The following is a 17,255-nucleotide window of genomic DNA, read 5'->3' on the forward strand; positions in this document are numbered from 1 at the left end:
CAGTGTGGGGCCGCGCTGACCTCTCCGGTGTCGTCCCCGCGCAGGCGGGGACCCATACACGCTGGAGAACTGGCGAGAGCGCCGTCCGTTGTAACTCTGCCGCTTCTATCATGCCGACCGTGGTTATGGGTCCCCGCCTGCGCGGGGACGACAGCGGAGAGGTTCGGGTTAAACATTTTTTCCTATTCTCCATTGACAATATCCCCGTCATGATTATATTCCCCAATGTCCTGCCCCACCGAGAGGGGCGATCGCGATCGTCACGTTCGCGGGGCAGGGTGCGGTGGACGCCGGAGATGCGGCGTTACGCGGTTCATGGGTGACGTCTGTCTTCGGGCAGGACGGATCTGCGCCAGCACTGCCACTGGCAAGGAGACGGCTGGCCTTGGGATGGAAAGACCCCTGGACAGTGTGACGGACGACCAAGTCAAAATGCGTCCGGCCTAAGTGCTTGAGGCTACCCTGTCCCTCCGCCCTGGGACACTAATTTTGGTGATGGGGCCGTTCGCCAAGGCAGATGTGCAAGCAAGTCGAAAAAACACCGCAGGCGGAACGTCGGGCACTTGCTCGGCGCCTCCGAAAGTCCTGATGCACTCTCACTTGCGGAAGACCGCATTCGCATCAGGCCCAAGGGTGCAACGGGCACCTGGCGTTCCGCACGCCCTCTCGTAAGGGGGCGGGAATGCGAAACACGACGGCGCCCCCGCGCCGCTAACAACAGGGGTGATGACGCATGTCTGAAGTGGCTGTTTGACAGTTGAATCGGAAATCGCGTGACGCGCACGCCCAAACCAGACGCCGTCATGCCCGGCGAATGCCGGGTATCCACGTCTTGGCCGCACACGAAGGAACACGTGGATGGCCGGAACATCTAGCAAAGCTCGCTTCGCGCCATCCGGCCATGACGACTGCAAGTGATGTGCTATTGCAGGTCGTAGGATGGTGTTTCGCGAAGACCCTCACCCCATCCTGCGACCGACGCTTACAGCCCGGTAAACCCGGCCTTTACCGGATCGTTGCTGCCGTCGAGCTCACGCAAATAAGTCAGCCCGAACACCGTCAACCTGTGTGGATCCTTCTCGCCGCCGTCGAACAGCGACTGCACATAATCGGTTACCTTGGTGCGAGCTTCATTCGATGCCGCTTCGGTGCGGCTCATCATCAGGTCATAGGTGTGCATGATGCGGTCGATGGCAGTCTGCATGTCGTCATTTTCCCCATTGGACATCAGAAGATCGGCTACGCCGCCTCAGGCCGCTCAGCCTGGAATTGCGCGATGGCTTTGTTCGCAAGGCGCAGCTTGTTGCCCTCGCCGCGATAAAACATCCGGACGATGATCTCGAGCAACCGCTCATTGGTGAGGCAAGTGTCGGGCATGGCGCCGGACTTGCGCAGATAGTTGGCAGCAATGGCATAGGACTCGCCGACCGCTTCGACATTCAGAACCTTCAGATCGCGTTCGACCAGCATCGCTTGATCCCTTCCGATGAAGCGATAAGCCGCGAGAATGAAACTGGTTCCGTTAAAGGGAGAGATTTCATCCGCTGGCGGACAGCTGCCGATCAGTCGCCGGCGCCGTCACCGCCATCGCCGTGATCATCGAAGCACGGGAAGTCGCCACCATCGCGACTGACTCGCTCGGGATACAACACCCCGTAGATGAGGAGCCCCGTGCAAAGCACGAAGCCGAACGCCAGAAACGGATAGGCCTGCACCAGCCGCAACAACGGGCCATCGCCGGTGCCGAGCAGAAGATCAGACATGGCTACCCTCCTCGCGTGAAACGACAAATCGGCCCGCCGTTTCCAGCAAGGCCGATAAAGGTCGACACATCCGCCGTTGACCGGCGTGTTGTTTGATCAAGGCAACATGGAAGGAAAACGCGTGACCGGCTTTTGTAGCCGGAACATCTTGCGGAGGTGCATTCCCCGCAAATGTGCCTTCGCGTCTCCCTTCAGATTTCGGGAACTTCTCAATTCTCAGAGACGATACAGGATCTGGTCGGTCCAGAAGCGCTCGAGGCGATGCAGCGACTTGTTGAGGGTCGCGAATTCCTCGTTGGAGATGCCGCCAACCTGCTCGACCGTCTTGACGTGCTTCTGATACAGCGCGTCGACGATGTGGCGGATTTCCTGGCCCTGCGCCGTCAGACGAATGCGAACCGAGCGACGATCGACGCGCGAGCGCTGATGATCGAGGAAGCCGAGTTCGACAAGCTTCTTCAGGTTGTAGGACACGTTGGAGCCGAGATAATAACCGCGGGTGCGCAGTTCGCCGGCGGTCAGTTCCTTGTCGCCGATATTGTAAAGCAACAGCGCCTGCACCGAATTGATATCAGCGCGGCCGCGGCGATCGAATTCATCCTTGATGACGTCGAGCAGACGACGATGCAGCCGTTCCACCAGCGTGAGAGCTTCCAGATAAAGCGGTTGAACCGGCGCCTGGCCTGGAACGAGATCGACGCTTTCCACCGTCGCAACGGTCTTCATCATGACACTACCCCTGTTGTCGTTTTTATCGACTTATTCGACGAAACTTGTGTTCCGCCTGATAGGGCCAACTTAAGGGGGAGCGTTTGAAGAACCGCTTAAATAAGACAATAAAGAGATCATGAATTTGAGACAGTGAATCTGAGATTAAGCCGGTGAAACAAGGGGTTTTCGCAAGGTTTGATTCACGCTGCAAAGCCCATGTTCCAGCTTTGTCCGCCCGATCTGTCGCATAGCGGAACAGCTTGCGTAAAATTCGAAACACTCGCGTAAGACTCGTAACCGGCCCGTTAGGGTGACCGAAATCTTACCGCGAATGCCCCGAAAATTAATTCGACAATTTTACGCAACTCCGCGCGTTCGCCCTTCCCAATATGGCGCGCGCAGAGCCTTGCGATCGATCTTGCCGAGGCCTGTCACGGGGATCTCGGCGACGAAATCGATCGTCTTCGGCGACCACGGCGCGCCGCGCTTGTCTTTCACATGCGCCTGCAGTTCCTCTGCGGAATTATTCGCGCCGGCTTTCAGCACGACAAAGGCTTTCACCGCCTCGCCCCACTTCGCATCGGGAATGCCGATCACCGCGGCGGACGCGACCGCATGATGCGCCATCAAGGCATCCTCGACTTCGCGCGGATAGATGTTGAAGCCGCCGGAAATGATCATGTCCTTGGTGCGATCAACGATATAGAAAAAGCCGTCGGCGTCCTTCACCGCGACATCGCCGGTATGCAGCCAGCCGCCGCGGAACGCGTCTTCGGTGGCATCCTGCCGTTTCCAGTAACCATCCATTACCAGCGAGCCACGCACGCAGATCTCGCCGGGCTCCCCTGTCGCCACTTCACGCATCTCGGCATCGAACAATTTCACCTCGACCATCGGATTGGCGCGGCCGCAGGAACCGAGACGGCCCGGCTTGCTGTCGTCGTGATCAATCTTGCGCATGGTGGTGATGATCTGCGGCGCTTCGGTCTGGCCATAAAGCTGCACGAACACATTGCCGAAAATGCCGACGCCCTCGCGCAGCCGGTCCGGCGACATCGGCGCCGCGCCATAGACGATCATGTCCAGCGACGACATGTCGTATTTCGCGCGTAAATCCGGCGCGTCGATCAGCGCATAGATCAGCGTCGGCACCAGGAAGGTCGCGGTAATTTTCTCCTCATGCACCACGCGGCAATAGGTCTCCGCATCGAAGCCCTGCACCAGCCGCGCGAAGCCGCCGCGCAGCATCACCGGAAACAGCGTGATCCCCGCCGCGTGGCTGATGGGCGTCGCGGCGAGATAACGGATATCCGCCGGCCAGTCCCAATCTGCATAGATCGCCAGCGCCATCGCTACGATCACGCGATGCGGCAGCATCACGCCCTTGGAGCGGCCCGTGGTGCCGCCGGTATAAGCGAGCCAGCAGATGTCGCTGACGCTGCTCTCATCCACCAATGGCGCCGGGGTCGCGCCCGGCAATTGGGCCAAGAGATCACGCGCGCCATCAAGCGCGCCGAAGGACAGCAGATGTTTCAGCCCCGGCACGCGGCTGCGCAATGTGAGGCCCCGCGCGGCGAACTTGCCGGCCTCCACGATCAGCGCGGAGATTTCGGCATCTTCGAGAATGAAGGCGTGATCGTCCTCGGCGGCCATCGGATGCAGCGGCGTATAGCGCAGGCCCATCACGGCGGCGGCAGAAATCGCAGCCCAGCTCTCGGCGCGGTTGCCGGAGAGGATGGACAGCGCGTCGCCCTTCTTGAGGCCAAGGCTGCGGAACAGGCTGATGAAACGCGCCACCACGTCGCCGAATTCGCGGTAGCTCCAGCGGACATTGCCGTCAGCGAGTGCGGGCCGGTCGCCATAGCGGGCAATGGCGCTGACAATGATGCTGCCGGCGGTACCGCCGGAATAAAGCTGGTTCAAAATGACCTCCCTGAATGCAGGGCCTTCTGCGAGGCCTCTGCTTGACGTCTTGAGCCTATGGCGGCCGTTCGCGCGCCGCCATCCACGCCAGCGCAAGGTAGCCTGCGAGAAACGCAGCCTGCACGCCGACGATCAGGAGATTGCCGCCATAGATCGTTGGAAACATCAGCTCGATGACCGCCATGGACACCACGGTCGTCAGCCAGACGACGGCGCCCCATGGCGTCGCGAGCCAGAGGCCGACGGCGCTGACCAGTTCGATGACGGCGAAATAGACCGTGGCGGTCTGCCAGCCCATGGTCTGGACCTCGAAGGCCTCATCCTCGGTACCGACAAAGCCGGTCACCTGCGCCCAGTGATAGAGGCCCTGCATCATCGAGACGACGGCCATCACGCGCAGGAACAGGACCAGACGCCGGGTCCAGACATTCTCGTCGGATTCGATGCGTCCGGACGAGATCGCCGCGACCGACATGGCATGGTCCCGCGACGTGGGGTCCCTCGACCCGAGGTCGCGCGGCATCTGCTCAGACATGCGAACGCAATCTCGGGAGCGGGAACTGGACGTTTGGGCGATGGTTCAGGCGATTCATGGGGGCTTTTTGTGGGCCTTTGGGCCTGCAAAATCAATGACCCAGCGCATGACGTGGCGATGTCAAAGTGCTAGACTTAGAACAGGTCGAATTTAAGGGGCTTTCGACCTCACGAAGGCCCGCGGGAGAGACGGTATTATGGCAATCAAGTTCGGGCGCCCTATCGAATTGCGCGATCATGCTCCCCGCCCGGCCACTTACGATGCCCCCTCCCTCGGCCTGACCACCCGCCCCCGCCGCAACCGCAAGTCCGAATGGGCCCGCCGGCTGGTGCGCGAGAACGTGCTGACCACCGACGACCTGATCTGGCCGCTGTTCGTGATCGACGGCGACAACCAGCGCGCTCCGATCGCCTCGATGCCCGGCGTCGAGCGCCTCAGCGTCGATCAGGCGGTCCGTGATGCCGAGCGCGCCATGAAGCTGGACATCCCCTGCATCGCGCTGTTCCCCTATACCGACCCGTCGCTGCGCGACGAGATGGGCACCGAGGCCTGCAACGCCAACAATCTGGTCTGCCAGTCCGTCCGCGCCATCAAGAAAGAATTCCCGGATCTCGGCCTGCTCTGTGACGTGGCACTCGATCCATTCACCAGCCATGGCCATGACGGGCTGATCCAGAACGGCAAGATCCTCAACGACGAGACCGTCGCCGTGCTGGTCCAGCAGGCGCTGATCCAGGCCGAAGCCGGCTGCGATATCATTGCGCCATCGGACATGATGGACGGCCGTGTCGGCGCGATCCGCGAGGCACTGGATGAAGCCGGCTTCCTCGACGTGCAGATCATGGCCTATGCCGCGAAATATGCCTCGGCCTTCTACGGCCCGTTCCGCGACGCCATCGGTTCGGCCAAGACGCTGACCGGCGACAAGCGTACCTATCAGATGGACAGCGCCAATTCCGACGAGGCGCTGCGCGAGGTCGAACTCGATCTCGCCGAAGGCGCCGACATGGTCATGGTCAAGCCGGGCATGCCCTATCTGGATATTGTGCGCCGCGTGAAGGACACGTTCGCGGTTCCGACTTTCGCCTATCAGGTGTCCGGCGAATACGCGATGATCATGGCCGCTGTGAATAACGGCTGGATCGACGGCGACCGCGCCATCATGGAAAGCCTGCTCGGCTTCAAACGCGCCGGCGCCGATGGCGTGCTGACCTATTTCGCGCCGCATGCTGCGGAACGTATCAAGGCATCGCGCTGAGCGCATCCGCGCTTGGCCCTCGCCTGATTTATATCATGGATAGTCTGTAACGATTCCGCGCACTTGTTGCGTGGTCTGGTGATATCCATGTGATGCATCGTGAGGATGCAAACGGAGGGATGCGTCATGTCTGATACCGGCCCGAATGCTGGCGGCCCGAACAACAATGGAAGCTGGCAAGGCGACACCTGGCGTAGCGCCGGCACGCCGCCGCGCGTCCATGCGTTCGATCCCTATGCACAGCCGGATCTGTTCCGCGGCGTATTGCTGCGCCGCGTTGTCGCCTTCCTGATCGATCTCGTGGTGCTGTCGATTCCGATCGTACTCGCGGTGATCTTCATCGCAGTATTCGGCGTCGTCACCCTTGGGCTTGGCTGGGCGCTGTTCTGGCTGGTCTCGCCGGCAACCGTGATCTGGCCGATTGTCTATTACGGCATGTCGCTTGGCGGCCCGCATTCGGCCACCTGGGGCATGCGGATGATGGACCTGCAGATGCGCACCTTCTCAGGTGCACCCGGCTACTTCGTGCTCGGCGCGGCACATGCGGTGCTGTTCTGGGCCTCGGTGTCGCTGCTCACGCCGCTGGTGCTGGTGGTTGGCCTGCTCAATGGCCGTCGTCAGCTGCTGCACGATCTCGTGCTGGGAACCGTGGTGGTGAATAATTCCGTGATCCGTGCGTCCTACGCCCAGTCCGGACGCGCATACTAACAGCCGCGAATGGCGCCAACTTGGCCGGGCAAAGCGATTGACCGTTTGCCCGGCCGGCGCGATGCTACGCCAAACTGCTTCGGAGACCGACGGCAACCCGTGACCCAACACTCGCGCGATACTCCGCAATTCTACCTGACGGCGCCGTCGCCGTGCCCCTATTTGCCGGGCCGGCACGAACGGAAAGTTTTCACCCATCTGGTCGGCGACAAGGCCGGCGATCTCAACGACCTTCTGACCCATGGCGGCTTCCGGCGCAGCCAGTCGATCGCCTACCGGCCGGCCTGCGACCAGTGCCGCGCCTGCGTCTCCGTCCGTGTCATCGCCAACGAATTCAAGCCGTCGCGCAACTTTCGCAAGATCTTGGCGCGCAATGCCGACGTGATCGGCGAGCAGCGTAACGCGGTACCGACCTCCGAACAGTATTCGGTGTTCCGCGCCTATCTCGACCAGCGCCATCGCCATGGCGGCATGGCCGACATGACCGTGCTCGATTACGCGATGATGGTGGAGGACTCGCATGTCGAGACCCGCATTATCGAATATCGCCGCCGCGGTCCCGACACCGGCATCACCGGCCGCGGCGAGGACCTGCTCGCGGTCGCGCTGACCGATGTGCTCAGCGATGGGCTGTCGATGGTCTATTCGTTCTTCGAACCCGGCGAGGAAAGCCGTTCGCTCGGCACCTTCATGATCCTCGACCATATCGCCCGCGCCAGGCGGCTCGGCCTGCCTTATGTCTATCTCGGCTATTGGATCGATGGCTCGAAGAAGATGGACTACAAGGGCCGCTATTTGCCGCAGCAGCGGCTGGCGCCATCAGGATGGCTGCGCGTGGATGCGACGGGCGAAACGATGCCCGAGCCGCAGGATTAGCCGCCCGCGAAGAAATCCACCACCAGCTTCGCATTCAGCACGATGATGACGACCGCCGTGATCGCAGCAAGTGCTGTGATCCAGCGCGGCGCGACGAACGGTCCCATCTTGCTGCGGCTCGCCGTGAACAGTACCAGCGGCACCACAGCGAAGGGCAGCTGCAGACTCAGCACGACCTGACTGAGGATCAGGAGCTGCCCTGTCCCCTTCTCGCCGTACCAGATCGTGACAACGACGGCCGGGACGATGGCGATCATCCGCGTGATCATGCGGCGGAGCCACGGCGCCAGGCGCAGATTGATGAAGCCTTCCATCACGATCTGGCCCGCCAGCGTTGCCGTGATCGTCGAGTTCAGACCGCAACACAGCAGCGCGATGGCAAACAAGGTCGGTGCGAGGCTTGAGCCCAGCAAGGGCGCCAGAAACGCATGTGCCTGATCGAGTTCGGCGACGTCCGTCTTGCCGGTCTTGTGGAATGTCGCAGCCGCCAGGATCAGGATCGACGCATTGATGGTGAGCGCAAGACAAAGCGCGATGGTGGAATCGATCGTTGCGAGCTTGATCGCCTCCTTCTTCTCGGGAAGACTCTCGCCATAGCCGCGGGTCTGCACGAGACCGGAATGCAGATAGAGATTATGCGGCATCACCGTTGCGCCGAGGATACCCAGCGCCAGGAAAAGCATTTCCTTGTTGGCGACGATCTCGGTCGTCGGCGCGAAGCCGCGGATCACCGCGCCCCAATCGGGATCGGCCATGGCAATCTGGATCGCAAAACACGCCGCGATGACGCCGAGCAGCGCCACCACGAAGGCCTCGATCCAGCGAAAGCCGAACGCCTGCAAGGCCAGGATCAGGAACACGTCGAGCGCCGTGATGATGACACCGATCTCGAGTGGAATGCCGAATAGCAGGTTCAGGCCGATGGCGGTGCCGATGACTTCGGCCAAATCCGTCGCGGTGATCGCAATCTCCGCCGACAGCCACAGCGCCCATGACACCACGCGCGGATAGGAATCGCGGCAAGCCTGCGCCAGATCGCGCCCCGCCCCGACGCCAAGACGCGCGCAGAGCGACTGCAGCACGATGGCCATCAGGTTGGAGACCAGCGCCACCGTCAGCAGCGCATAACCGAACTTCGAGCCACCGGCGAGCGACGTCGCCCAGTTGCCGGGGTCCATATAGCCGACCGCGACCAGGTAGCCCGGCCCGAGAAACGCCAGCAGCTTGCGCCAGAACGAGCCGTTTTTGACCGTCTGGATCGAACCGAACATGCCCGCGAGCGACGGGTCGCCCCGCCTCGAACGCCAGCCTGGCTGGTCGACAGCATCATTTGAGGCGTTCACAAGCGGCTCGGCGGTAATGGCGGGCGATTTGGCATCCATTCCGCCAAGATGGCCGATATTCGAGCTTATTGCAACTCATTTGCAAGTGCATCTGGCCGTCGATTTAGACCATCGGATTTCGATTCCGAGGCCCGGCGGAACAGATGCCTCTTAATCACCGGCTCCACCTTGTCAGTTAACGGGTGGCTGCACCGAGCCTGAGCGGAGATGCTGATTTCAAATCCAGGAATCGCCATGACCCACTCGCCTACCGACCGATTGCCCCCGACCTTCAACCGCCTCGCCTGGTCGAACCTCGCGGCGCAGTCGGCCGAGCAGATCGCGCTGGCGGCGGCGCCGATCGTCGCCGTGCTGTTGCTCGGCGTCGGCGAAGGCCAGACCGGATTGCTGCAGACCGCGCTGACCCTGCCCTTCGTGCTGTTTGCCATTCCCGCCGGCCTGCTCGCCGATCGCATGTCGCGCCGCACCCTGATGGCCGGAGCCGAGGCGCTGCGCGCGATCGCACTGTTGCTGACCCTGGCACTGATCTGGTTCGGCGCGCTGACGATGCCGCTGCTGGCCTTGCTCGGCTTCGTCGCGGTGTGCGGCACCGTGGCCTACAGCGTCGCCGCGCCGTCGCTCGTGCCATCGCTGGTCGTGCCGCAATTGCTCGGCGCGGCGAATGCGCGGATCGAACTCGCGCGCACCGTAGCCTTTGCGAGCGGTCCTGCCATCGGCGGCGCGCTTGTTGGCTTCGTCGGCGCCGCGCCTGCCTTTGGCTTTGCCGCAGCGCTGTCGATCATCGCTGTCACCTTGCTATCGGGCATCCACGAGCCCCCGCGCGCAACCGTCCAACAGCGCAAGCCGATGCAGGATATCGTCGAAGGCCTCTCCTTCGTCTGTTATCACCAGTATTTGCGGCCGGTCTTCATCACGCAATTCATCTTCAGCGCCGCGTCCTTCATGGTGCTGGCGGTCTTCGTGCCTTACGCGGTTCGCCGTCTCGGCCTTTCCGCCTCCGGCGTCGGCGTGACACTCGCGATGTATGGCGTCGGCATGGTGATCGGCGCCCTGCTGGCGACGCGCGTGATGAATCGGCTGCCGTTCGGCACCGTGATCGCGCTCGGCCCCGTCACCGGTTTCGTCGCCTCCGTCGTGATGGCACTGACCACCTGGATCCCTTCGCCGGCTTTGGCCGGCCTCAGCTTCTTCCTGCTCGGCGTCGGCCCGATCCTGTGGGTGATCTCCACGGCGACGTTGCGACAATCCGTAACGCCGCCGAGCCTGCTCGGACGCGTCTCGGCGATCAACATCCTGAGCTATGGCGCCCGTCCGATCGGAACCGGCATCGCTGCCATTATCGGCGGGCTCTATCACGCGGAGGCTTGCCTCTACCTCGCCGTCGCAGGCTTCGCCTGGCAGGCCGTGGTGATCCTGACTTCGCCTGCAGCGACACTGGAACGGCAGCCGGACATGGTCGGCGATGTGACCGGATACGTTCCGACGAAAGTCTAGCAGGCTTGGTGTCGTTCATCTGTAGTTCGCACTCGCTCACGATCTCCCCGCACCGCAGCACGGATAGTTAGTGTAGTTGCGCCGCGTCGAAGCGTCGCAGCAAAGCGAACTTTCTTGCCAAAACTGCAAGCAAGCCTTTGTCTTACCGCCAATCAACAAGGTCAGTCCGCAAAAGGACGACCATTCGGGGAGAACACAATGGCTTCATCCAAGGACAGGACTCCGTCTCGGCGCCGCTTTCTGAAGGTCGCCACCGCCGGCGCGGCTGCAAGCGTCGTGGCACCAGCGATCGCGCAGGCGCAGGGACCGATCAATATGCGCTGGCAGAGCACATGGCCGGCCAAGGACATCTTCCACGAATACGCGCTCGACTACGCCAAGAAGGTCAACGACATGACCGGCGGCGACCTCAAGATCGAGGTGCTTCCGGCCGGCGCCGTTGTCCCGGCCTTTGGCCTGCTCGATGCCGTCTCCAAAGGCACGCTCGACGGCGGCCACGGCGTGATGGTCTATCACTACGGCAAGCAGACCGCGCTGGCGCTGTGGGGTTCCGGCCCGGCCTATGCGATGGACGCCAACATGCTGCTAGCCTGGCACAAATTCGGCGGCGGCAAGGAGCTTCTGGCCAAGCTCTATGCGTCGATCGGCGCGAATGTGGTGTCGCTGCCTTACGGGCCGATGCCGACCCAGCCGCTTGGCTGGTTCAAGAAGCCGGTGCAAAAGGCCGAAGACCTCAAGGGCGTGAAATTCCGCACGGTCGGCATTTCCATCGACGTGTTCACTGGTCTGGGCGCCGCGGTGAATGCGCTGCCCGGCGGCGAAATCGTCTCGGCGATGGATCGCGGCCTGCTCGATGCGGCCGAATTCAACAACGCCTCGTCGGATCGCATCCTCGGTTTCCCCGACGTTTCCAAGGTCTGCATGCTGCAGAGCTACCACCAGAACGCCGAACAGTTCGAGATCCTGTTCAACAAGACCAAATACGACGCCCTGCCCGAGAAGCTGCGGGCGATCATTTCGGGCGCCGCCGAGGCAGCCGGTCAGGAAATGTCCTGGAAGGCCATCGACCGCTACTCGCAGGACTACGCGGACCTGCAGGGCAAGGACAAGGTCAAGTTCTACAAGACGCCGGACTCGATCCTGCAGAAGCAGCTCGAAGTCTATGACGAGGTCGTCGCCAAGAAGTCGGCTGAAAATCCCCTGTTCAAGGAGATCTCCGAGTCCCAGCAGGCCTTCGCCAAGCGGGCTACGCAGTGGGAGCAGGACACGGTCGTGAATCGTCGCATGGCCTATAACCACTACTTCGGCCCGAACGCGAAGAAGAAGACCTGACGCCATCAGGCGCACGTACCCTGCATCGTCCGGGACCTGCTCCCGGATGATGCTTTGCTGTTGCCTGATATCGCCGACCTCCACCTGCCCATATGTTCTGTAGACTGGCCACCATGAAATGACTGCCGAGCGCTTCCTGCATTCCATTGACGGTATCAGCACATTCACCGGCAAGGCCGCGGCCTGGCTCATTCTGGGATTGATGGGCCTCGTCTGCGCCGAAGTATTCAAGCGCTATATGCTGAACATGCCGACGGCATGGATCTTCGACGCGTCGAACATGCTCTATGGCACGCTGTTCATGCTGTGCGGCGCCTATACGCTGGCGCAGAACGGCCATGTCCGCGGCGACTTTCTATACAGCTCGATGCGGCCGCGCACGCAGGCCTCGCTCGACCTCGTGCTCTACATTGTGTTCTTCCTGCCAGGCATTGCAGCGCTGGTCTATGCGGGCTGGGACTATGCGGGCGACAGCTGGCGCATCCGCGAGCATTCCAACGTCACGGCGGACGGACCGCCCGTCTATCATTTCAAGGCGATGATCCCGCTGGCCGGCGCATTGCTGATGTTACAGGGCCTCGCCGAAATCACCCGTGCCGTGATTTGCCTGAAGACGGGCGTGTGGCCGAGCCGGCTCAAGGACGTGTCCGAAATCGATGTCGTCGAGGAGCAGCTCGCCCATAGCGAATACGTCGATGACGACGTGCGCAGGAATGCCATCGCGCAGGCGCAGGAGATCGAGGAAAGCGCGCGCCAGCGCGGCATGGGTGGGGAGACGCAGAAATGAGCGATCCTGCACTCGGCCTCCTGATGCTCGGCCTCATCGTTGTCGTGATCATGCTGGGCTTCCCCACAGCCTTCACGCTGATGGGTCTCGGCATGTTCTTTGGCTTCTTCGCCTATTACCGCGCAGGCGAATCCTGGGCCGACAACCACATCTTCGATCTAATGGTCCAGCGCACCTATGGCGCCATGACCAACGACGTCCTGATCTCCATCCCGCTCTTCGTGCTGATGGGTTATGTGATGGAACGCGGCGCGCTGGTCGACAAGATGTTCTATTCGATCCAGCTCGCCTTCCGCCGCGTCCCGGCCTCGCTGGCGGTGGCGACGCTGATTGTCTGCACATTCTGGGGTATCGCTTCCGGTCTGGTCGGCGCCGTCGTCGTACTGATGGGCGTGATCGCCTTCAACCCGATGCTGAAGGCGGGCTATGACGTCAAGCTGGCGTCCGGCGTCATCACGGCCGGCGGCACGCTGGGCATCCTGATCCCGCCATCGGTGATGATCATCGTCTATGCCGCCGTCGCCGGACAGTCTGTCGTGAAGCTCTATGCCGCGGCAATGTTTCCAGGCTTCTTCCTGGCCTTCCTCTATCTCGTCTACATCATCGGCTGGGCGCTGCTGAACCCGAAGATCGCGCCGAAGCTGCCCGAGAGCGAAACACGCGTGCCCGTCCGGCCATGGATCGCCGATCTGCAGCAAGCCTATTCGCGCAAGATGCTGCCGGCCTTGCTGACGGCTGCCGTGGCGCCGTCGCGTGCCATGGCGCTGACCATGGACGGCGCGCGGGTCAACTACACGACGATCCTGAAGAATCTCGGCTTTGCTTTGGTGCCGCTGGTCCTGGCGCTGGCCACGCTATGGGCCGCATGGTGGTATGTCGTCATCCATCCGCAGCCCGACGCCCCTGCGCCCGCCGCGATTACCGAGCGGGTTCAGCCCGGCGATGCCGGCACGGCCGCACCTGAAGAAGAAAAATTGGAGGAGCTCGGCGCCGCCCAGTCCGGCTCGGCGAAACAGAGCGAACCGGAAGTGCTGCAGCAGATGGGCAATGCCGATCTGCAAAACCGTCCGACGAATGCGCCGGTCGATGCCGGACCGCCGCCGGAATTCTACACCTACTTCGCCTTCACGGCGGCCATCATCGCTCTCATGCTGTTCTATTATTACTGGACCATGGGCGCCGCGCAGTTCGAGGTACTGCGGCTCCTGACATCGTCCGTCATGCCACTCGGCATTCTGACCGCTGTCGTCTTGGCCGTGATCCTGCTCGGCATCACCACGGCAACGGAGTCCGCCGCTGTCGGCGCTGCCGGCGCGTTCTTGCTTGCCTTCCAGGCGCGCACGCTGGACTGGAAGCGCACCAAGGAGGCCGTGTTCCTGACCGCCAAGACCACCTCCATGGTGTGCTGGCTGTTCGTCGGTTCGGCGCTCTTTTCCGCAGTGTTCGCCATTCTCGGCGGACAGGCGCTGCTGGAGAGCTGGGTGCTGTCGCTGAACCTGACGCCGGTCCAGTTCATGATCCTGTCGCAGGCGATCATCTTCATCCTCGGCTGGCCGCTGGAATGGACGGAGATCATCGTGATCTTCGTGCCGATCTTCCTGCCGATGCTGAAGCATTTCGGCATCGACCCGATCTTGTGGGGTGTGCTCGTTTTCGTGAACCTGCAGGCCGCCTTCCTGTCGCCGCCGGTCGCAATGTCCGCCTTCTATCTGAAGGGCGTCGCGCCATCGCATGTGACGCTGAACCAGATCTTCTCCGGCATGATGCCCTATATGGTCATCGTCATCATCTGCATGGTGCTGATGTATATCTGGCCCGGCCTGACGCTGTGGCTGCCGAATTACCTGTACGGCAACTGATCCATCAGCCTCGACCGCCGCCGCCGGAAAACGCGGCGGTGGCATGCCCGTCCTCCCGGAATACCGCATGACTGCCCTGCTCTTTGCAGGCCTCTTTATATGATGTACATCATCTATAAAATGAGGATCATCATATGACCGACCGCACGGCTGACGCCATGGCAGACACCCCGCAGGAAGCATCCTCCACCGCGCTGCAGATCGCGGTGCTGGCGGCGCTAGCCTCCATAGGCACGCTCGCCACCAACATCCTGCTACCATCCCTGCCGCAGATGGCGATCGCGTTGAATGTGACGACACCGGCAGTGACGGCGTCGATCACGGTGTTCCTTGTCGTCTTCGCACTCGGGCAATTGGTGGTGGGCCCGATCTCGGACCGCTACGGGCGCCGCATTCCCGTATTGGCTGGCTTCGCCATTTTCATCGCCGGCAGCATTTGGTGCGGATTGTCGAGCGAGCTTCCGTCATTGCTCGTCGGCCGCGCGATTCAGGCCGTGGGCGCCTGTTCGACTTCGGTGCTGTCACGCGCCATTGCACGCGATCTCTACAGTGGTCAGGCGCTCGCGCGGGCACTGACGCTCGTCATGATCGCGCAGGCGGCTGCGCCCGGCTTCTCGCCGCTGCTCGGCGGCGGGCTTGACCACTTCTTCGGCTGGCGTTCGGACTTTGTCTTCGTGGGCATCTTCGCGCTGCTCTCGGCGCTGGCCTTCACCGTCATCCTCGGCGAAACCCACAATGCCACGCGTATCCCGCTTAATCCGATCGCCATTGGCACTACCTATGGCAAGCTGTCGACGAACCGGCACTTCCTGATCCCAGCGGCCACGGTCAGCCTGATCATGGGCGGGCTGTTCTCGATGTTCTCTGCCGCGCCGCGCATCCTGATTGAAGGATACGGCTTCACGCCGATCGCGCTCGGCCTGTTCTTTGCCGGCACGGTGATGGTCGTGTTCGGGTCGGGCATGCTGGCCGCACGTCTGGCGCCGCGCTTCGGTCTGGAACGTGCGATCCGTTACGGCTTGCTTATCGCATGTCTCGGCGGCATCGCCATCGTCGCAACCGCCTATCTCCACGCCAATGTCGCGACCTTCATCGCCGCGACCTGCGTCTTCCTGCTCGGCATGGGCGTCGTCAATCCGCTCGGCACCGCACAGGCGCTATCGCCGTTCGGCACACATGCGGGCGCCGCTTCCGCCCTGCTCGGCTTCTGGCAGATGACTGGCGCTGCCATCGGGGTATTTCTTGTCGCAACAATCGTGCCGGACGCCTTGCAGGCACTCGGTATCGTTCTGACCGGCGGCTGCCTGCTGGCGATCCTGCTCTATGCGATGCGCCCGCGCGCGCCTGCGACTGGCTAGCGCGTGAGATAGCGCTCGTAGCCGCCGCGCACGACCTCGTCGCTGTCGATCTCGGGATCCAGCGTGTAGAGATCCTGCGCGCGACCAATTCCGCGCAGGGCATAACGGCCGGTGGACACCAGATATTTGCGGCCGGCGCTGTCCAGTCCGCTCTGGAAGGCCGTTGATGTCAGTAGCGGCCGATCGACCGACGAACACATCGAAGCGATGCGGCTCACCTCGTTGACCGACGGGCCGACCACGGTGAAGTCGAGCCGCTCGTCGCTGCCGATATTGCCATAGAACACTTCGCCCTCGTGCAGGCCGACATAGGCCGTGGTGACCGGACGATCCGCAGCCCGACGCCTGGCATTCAACGCGGCGATGTTCTTGCGGAACTGATGCTCGGCGCGCAGCGCGTTGCGCTTGGCCTGCCCCATGTCATCGGCTGTGAACATGGCGAGCACGCCGTCGCCGATCAGCTTCAGCACGTCGCCACCGGACTCGTGGATCGCGTTGATGGACGCCTCGGCATAGTCGTTCAGGAAGGGAATGATCTCGTCAGGACCGATCGCCTCGCCGATCCCTGTCGAATTGCGCAGGTCGGAGAACCACAGGACTGCCTTGATGCGTTCGGTCACGCCGCGCGAGATCCTGCCCCGGAGCACCTGCTCGGCCGCGTCGCGGCCGAGATAGACACGCCCGAGAGTACGAGCAATCTCCATCTGTGCCACGGCCTTTAGCGCCAGGCCGAGCAAAGGGACGAGCTCGCGCAGCGCCGCCATCTGATCCTCGTCAAAACCGGCCTCACGGCGGGTCGTCCAATGCGAATAGACGCAGTCCATGTTTCCCATGGAGCCCTGTTCGCCGAACCTGTGCACGAAGACGGCACCATGCCGGTGCCCGTTGTCGCGCAAGGTCTGGATCATGTTGAACCGTTCGGCCACGGCCGGATCGAACAAGTCGACCCGCATCTCGTCATATCCCTCTTCCAGCATGTGGAAAAACACCGACCGACGCCACGCTTCCGCGGCGTCTCCGGTCGCCGTCGAGCCATATTCGAACATCTCGCTTTCATTGCTCGGCCTGTCGCTCCAGCGAAAGCCGCGCCCCTCGAACAGCGGATGCAATGTGTCGAGAAAAACCTGCCCGCGCGACAGCTCGATCCCCATGGCAAGGCAGCGTTCACAAAAGCCGCGGATCAGTTCGCTTTCAGGCGAGCCGGTGAGGCCCTGGCCGGTCAGCCAGTTCATCAGTTCGATGCGGGGGGCAGTGTCCATTCCCAAACTTTCTTCCGTCATGACGGGCCGATCCCGCCTGCGGTGCCGG

16 protein-coding genes are annotated in these 17,255 nt (G+C 62.2%); 8 read left to right on the plus strand and 8 right to left on the minus strand.

Annotated features, from left to right (window positions below):
* Positions 1-982: 982 nt before the first annotated feature.
* The 6 genes from AB8A27_RS13050 to AB8A27_RS13075 form a co-directional block, all read right to left on the minus strand.
* A complete protein-coding gene (locus tag AB8A27_RS13050; RefSeq protein WP_441242274.1) occupies positions 983-1,204 on the minus strand; it encodes a hypothetical protein in 222 nt (73 codons plus the stop codon).
* 35 nt (positions 1,205-1,239) lie between these two features.
* Positions 1,240-1,470: a hypothetical protein gene (locus tag AB8A27_RS13055; protein ID WP_441242275.1), complete on the minus strand. Its 231-nt coding sequence runs from the start codon at positions 1,468-1,470 to the stop codon at positions 1,240-1,242.
* A 92-nt stretch (positions 1,471-1,562) separates the two neighbouring features.
* Positions 1,563-1,763 (minus strand): hypothetical protein, encoded by a 201-nt coding sequence (locus AB8A27_RS13060; RefSeq protein ID WP_441242276.1) that lies wholly within the window; start codon positions 1,761-1,763, stop codon positions 1,563-1,565.
* Between the two features lie 216 nt (positions 1,764-1,979).
* Entirely contained in the window at positions 1,980-2,492 is a 513-nt protein-coding gene (gene ldtR, locus AB8A27_RS13065) for a transcriptional regulator LdtR (protein WP_068732529.1), read from the minus strand.
* A gap of 339 nt (positions 2,493-2,831) precedes the next feature.
* A complete protein-coding gene (locus AB8A27_RS13070; protein WP_441242277.1) occupies positions 2,832-4,397 on the minus strand; it encodes an AMP-binding protein in 1,566 nt (521 codons plus the stop codon).
* A 55-nt stretch (positions 4,398-4,452) separates the two neighbouring features.
* Positions 4,453-4,932, minus strand: a complete 480-nt coding sequence (locus tag AB8A27_RS13075; RefSeq protein ID WP_115029211.1) for a DUF6163 family protein — start codon at positions 4,930-4,932, stop codon at positions 4,453-4,455.
* Positions 4,933-5,128: 196 nt separating this feature from the next.
* Between AB8A27_RS13075 and hemB the strand changes: the two genes are divergently transcribed.
* From hemB to AB8A27_RS13090, 3 genes are all read left to right on the plus strand, one after another.
* The gene (hemB, locus tag AB8A27_RS13080; RefSeq protein ID WP_441242278.1) at positions 5,129-6,190 is read left to right on the plus strand and encodes a porphobilinogen synthase; all 1,062 of its coding nucleotides are present in this window, start codon (positions 5,129-5,131) and stop codon (positions 6,188-6,190) included.
* A 126-nt stretch (positions 6,191-6,316) separates the two neighbouring features.
* Positions 6,317-6,898: an RDD family protein gene (locus tag AB8A27_RS13085; protein WP_441242279.1), complete on the plus strand. Its 582-nt coding sequence runs from the start codon at positions 6,317-6,319 to the stop codon at positions 6,896-6,898.
* 99 nt (positions 6,899-6,997) lie between these two features.
* Positions 6,998-7,774 (plus strand): arginyltransferase, encoded by a 777-nt coding sequence (locus tag AB8A27_RS13090; protein ID WP_441242280.1) that lies wholly within the window; start codon positions 6,998-7,000, stop codon positions 7,772-7,774.
* Here AB8A27_RS13090 and AB8A27_RS13095 read toward each other — a convergent pair.
* Positions 7,771-9,156 carry an Nramp family divalent metal transporter gene (locus AB8A27_RS13095; protein WP_441242281.1) on the minus strand — a complete coding sequence of 462 codons (1,386 nt, stop codon included), beginning with the start codon at positions 9,154-9,156 and terminating at the stop codon, positions 7,771-7,773. The two genes, AB8A27_RS13090 and AB8A27_RS13095, sit on opposite strands and share 4 nt — an antisense overlap.
* A 195-nt stretch (positions 9,157-9,351) precedes the next feature.
* Between AB8A27_RS13095 and AB8A27_RS13100 the strand changes: the two genes are divergently transcribed.
* From AB8A27_RS13100 to AB8A27_RS13120, 5 genes are all read left to right on the plus strand, one after another.
* Positions 9,352-10,611 carry an MFS transporter gene (locus AB8A27_RS13100; RefSeq protein ID WP_441242282.1) on the plus strand — a complete coding sequence of 420 codons (1,260 nt, stop codon included), beginning with the start codon at positions 9,352-9,354 and terminating at the stop codon, positions 10,609-10,611.
* A 198-nt stretch (positions 10,612-10,809) separates the two neighbouring features.
* Positions 10,810-11,943: a TRAP transporter substrate-binding protein gene (locus tag AB8A27_RS13105; RefSeq protein ID WP_441242283.1), complete on the plus strand. Its 1,134-nt coding sequence runs from the start codon at positions 10,810-10,812 to the stop codon at positions 11,941-11,943.
* Positions 11,944-12,061: 118 nt separating this feature from the next.
* Positions 12,062-12,730 carry a TRAP transporter small permease subunit gene (locus tag AB8A27_RS13110; RefSeq protein WP_441242284.1) on the plus strand — a complete coding sequence of 223 codons (669 nt, stop codon included), beginning with the start codon at positions 12,062-12,064 and terminating at the stop codon, positions 12,728-12,730.
* The gene (locus AB8A27_RS13115) at positions 12,727-14,589 is read left to right on the plus strand and encodes a TRAP transporter large permease (RefSeq protein WP_441242285.1); all 1,863 of its coding nucleotides are present in this window, start codon (positions 12,727-12,729) and stop codon (positions 14,587-14,589) included. Before AB8A27_RS13110 ends, AB8A27_RS13115 begins: the two co-directional genes overlap by 4 nt.
* A gap of 134 nt (positions 14,590-14,723) precedes the next feature.
* Positions 14,724-15,947 carry a multidrug effflux MFS transporter gene (locus AB8A27_RS13120; protein WP_441242286.1) on the plus strand — a complete coding sequence of 408 codons (1,224 nt, stop codon included), beginning with the start codon at positions 14,724-14,726 and terminating at the stop codon, positions 15,945-15,947.
* Here the strand turns inward: AB8A27_RS13120 and AB8A27_RS13125 are convergent.
* Positions 15,944-17,206 carry an adenylate/guanylate cyclase domain-containing protein gene (locus AB8A27_RS13125; RefSeq protein ID WP_441242287.1) on the minus strand — a complete coding sequence of 421 codons (1,263 nt, stop codon included), beginning with the start codon at positions 17,204-17,206 and terminating at the stop codon, positions 15,944-15,946. The two genes, AB8A27_RS13120 and AB8A27_RS13125, sit on opposite strands and share 4 nt — an antisense overlap.
* Between the last annotated feature and the right edge of the window lie 49 nt (positions 17,207-17,255).

It is taken from the genome of Tardiphaga sp. 768_D3_N2_1, from assembly GCF_052076105.1.
In the GTDB taxonomy this organism is placed as follows: Bacteria; Pseudomonadota; Alphaproteobacteria; order Rhizobiales; family Xanthobacteraceae; genus Tardiphaga.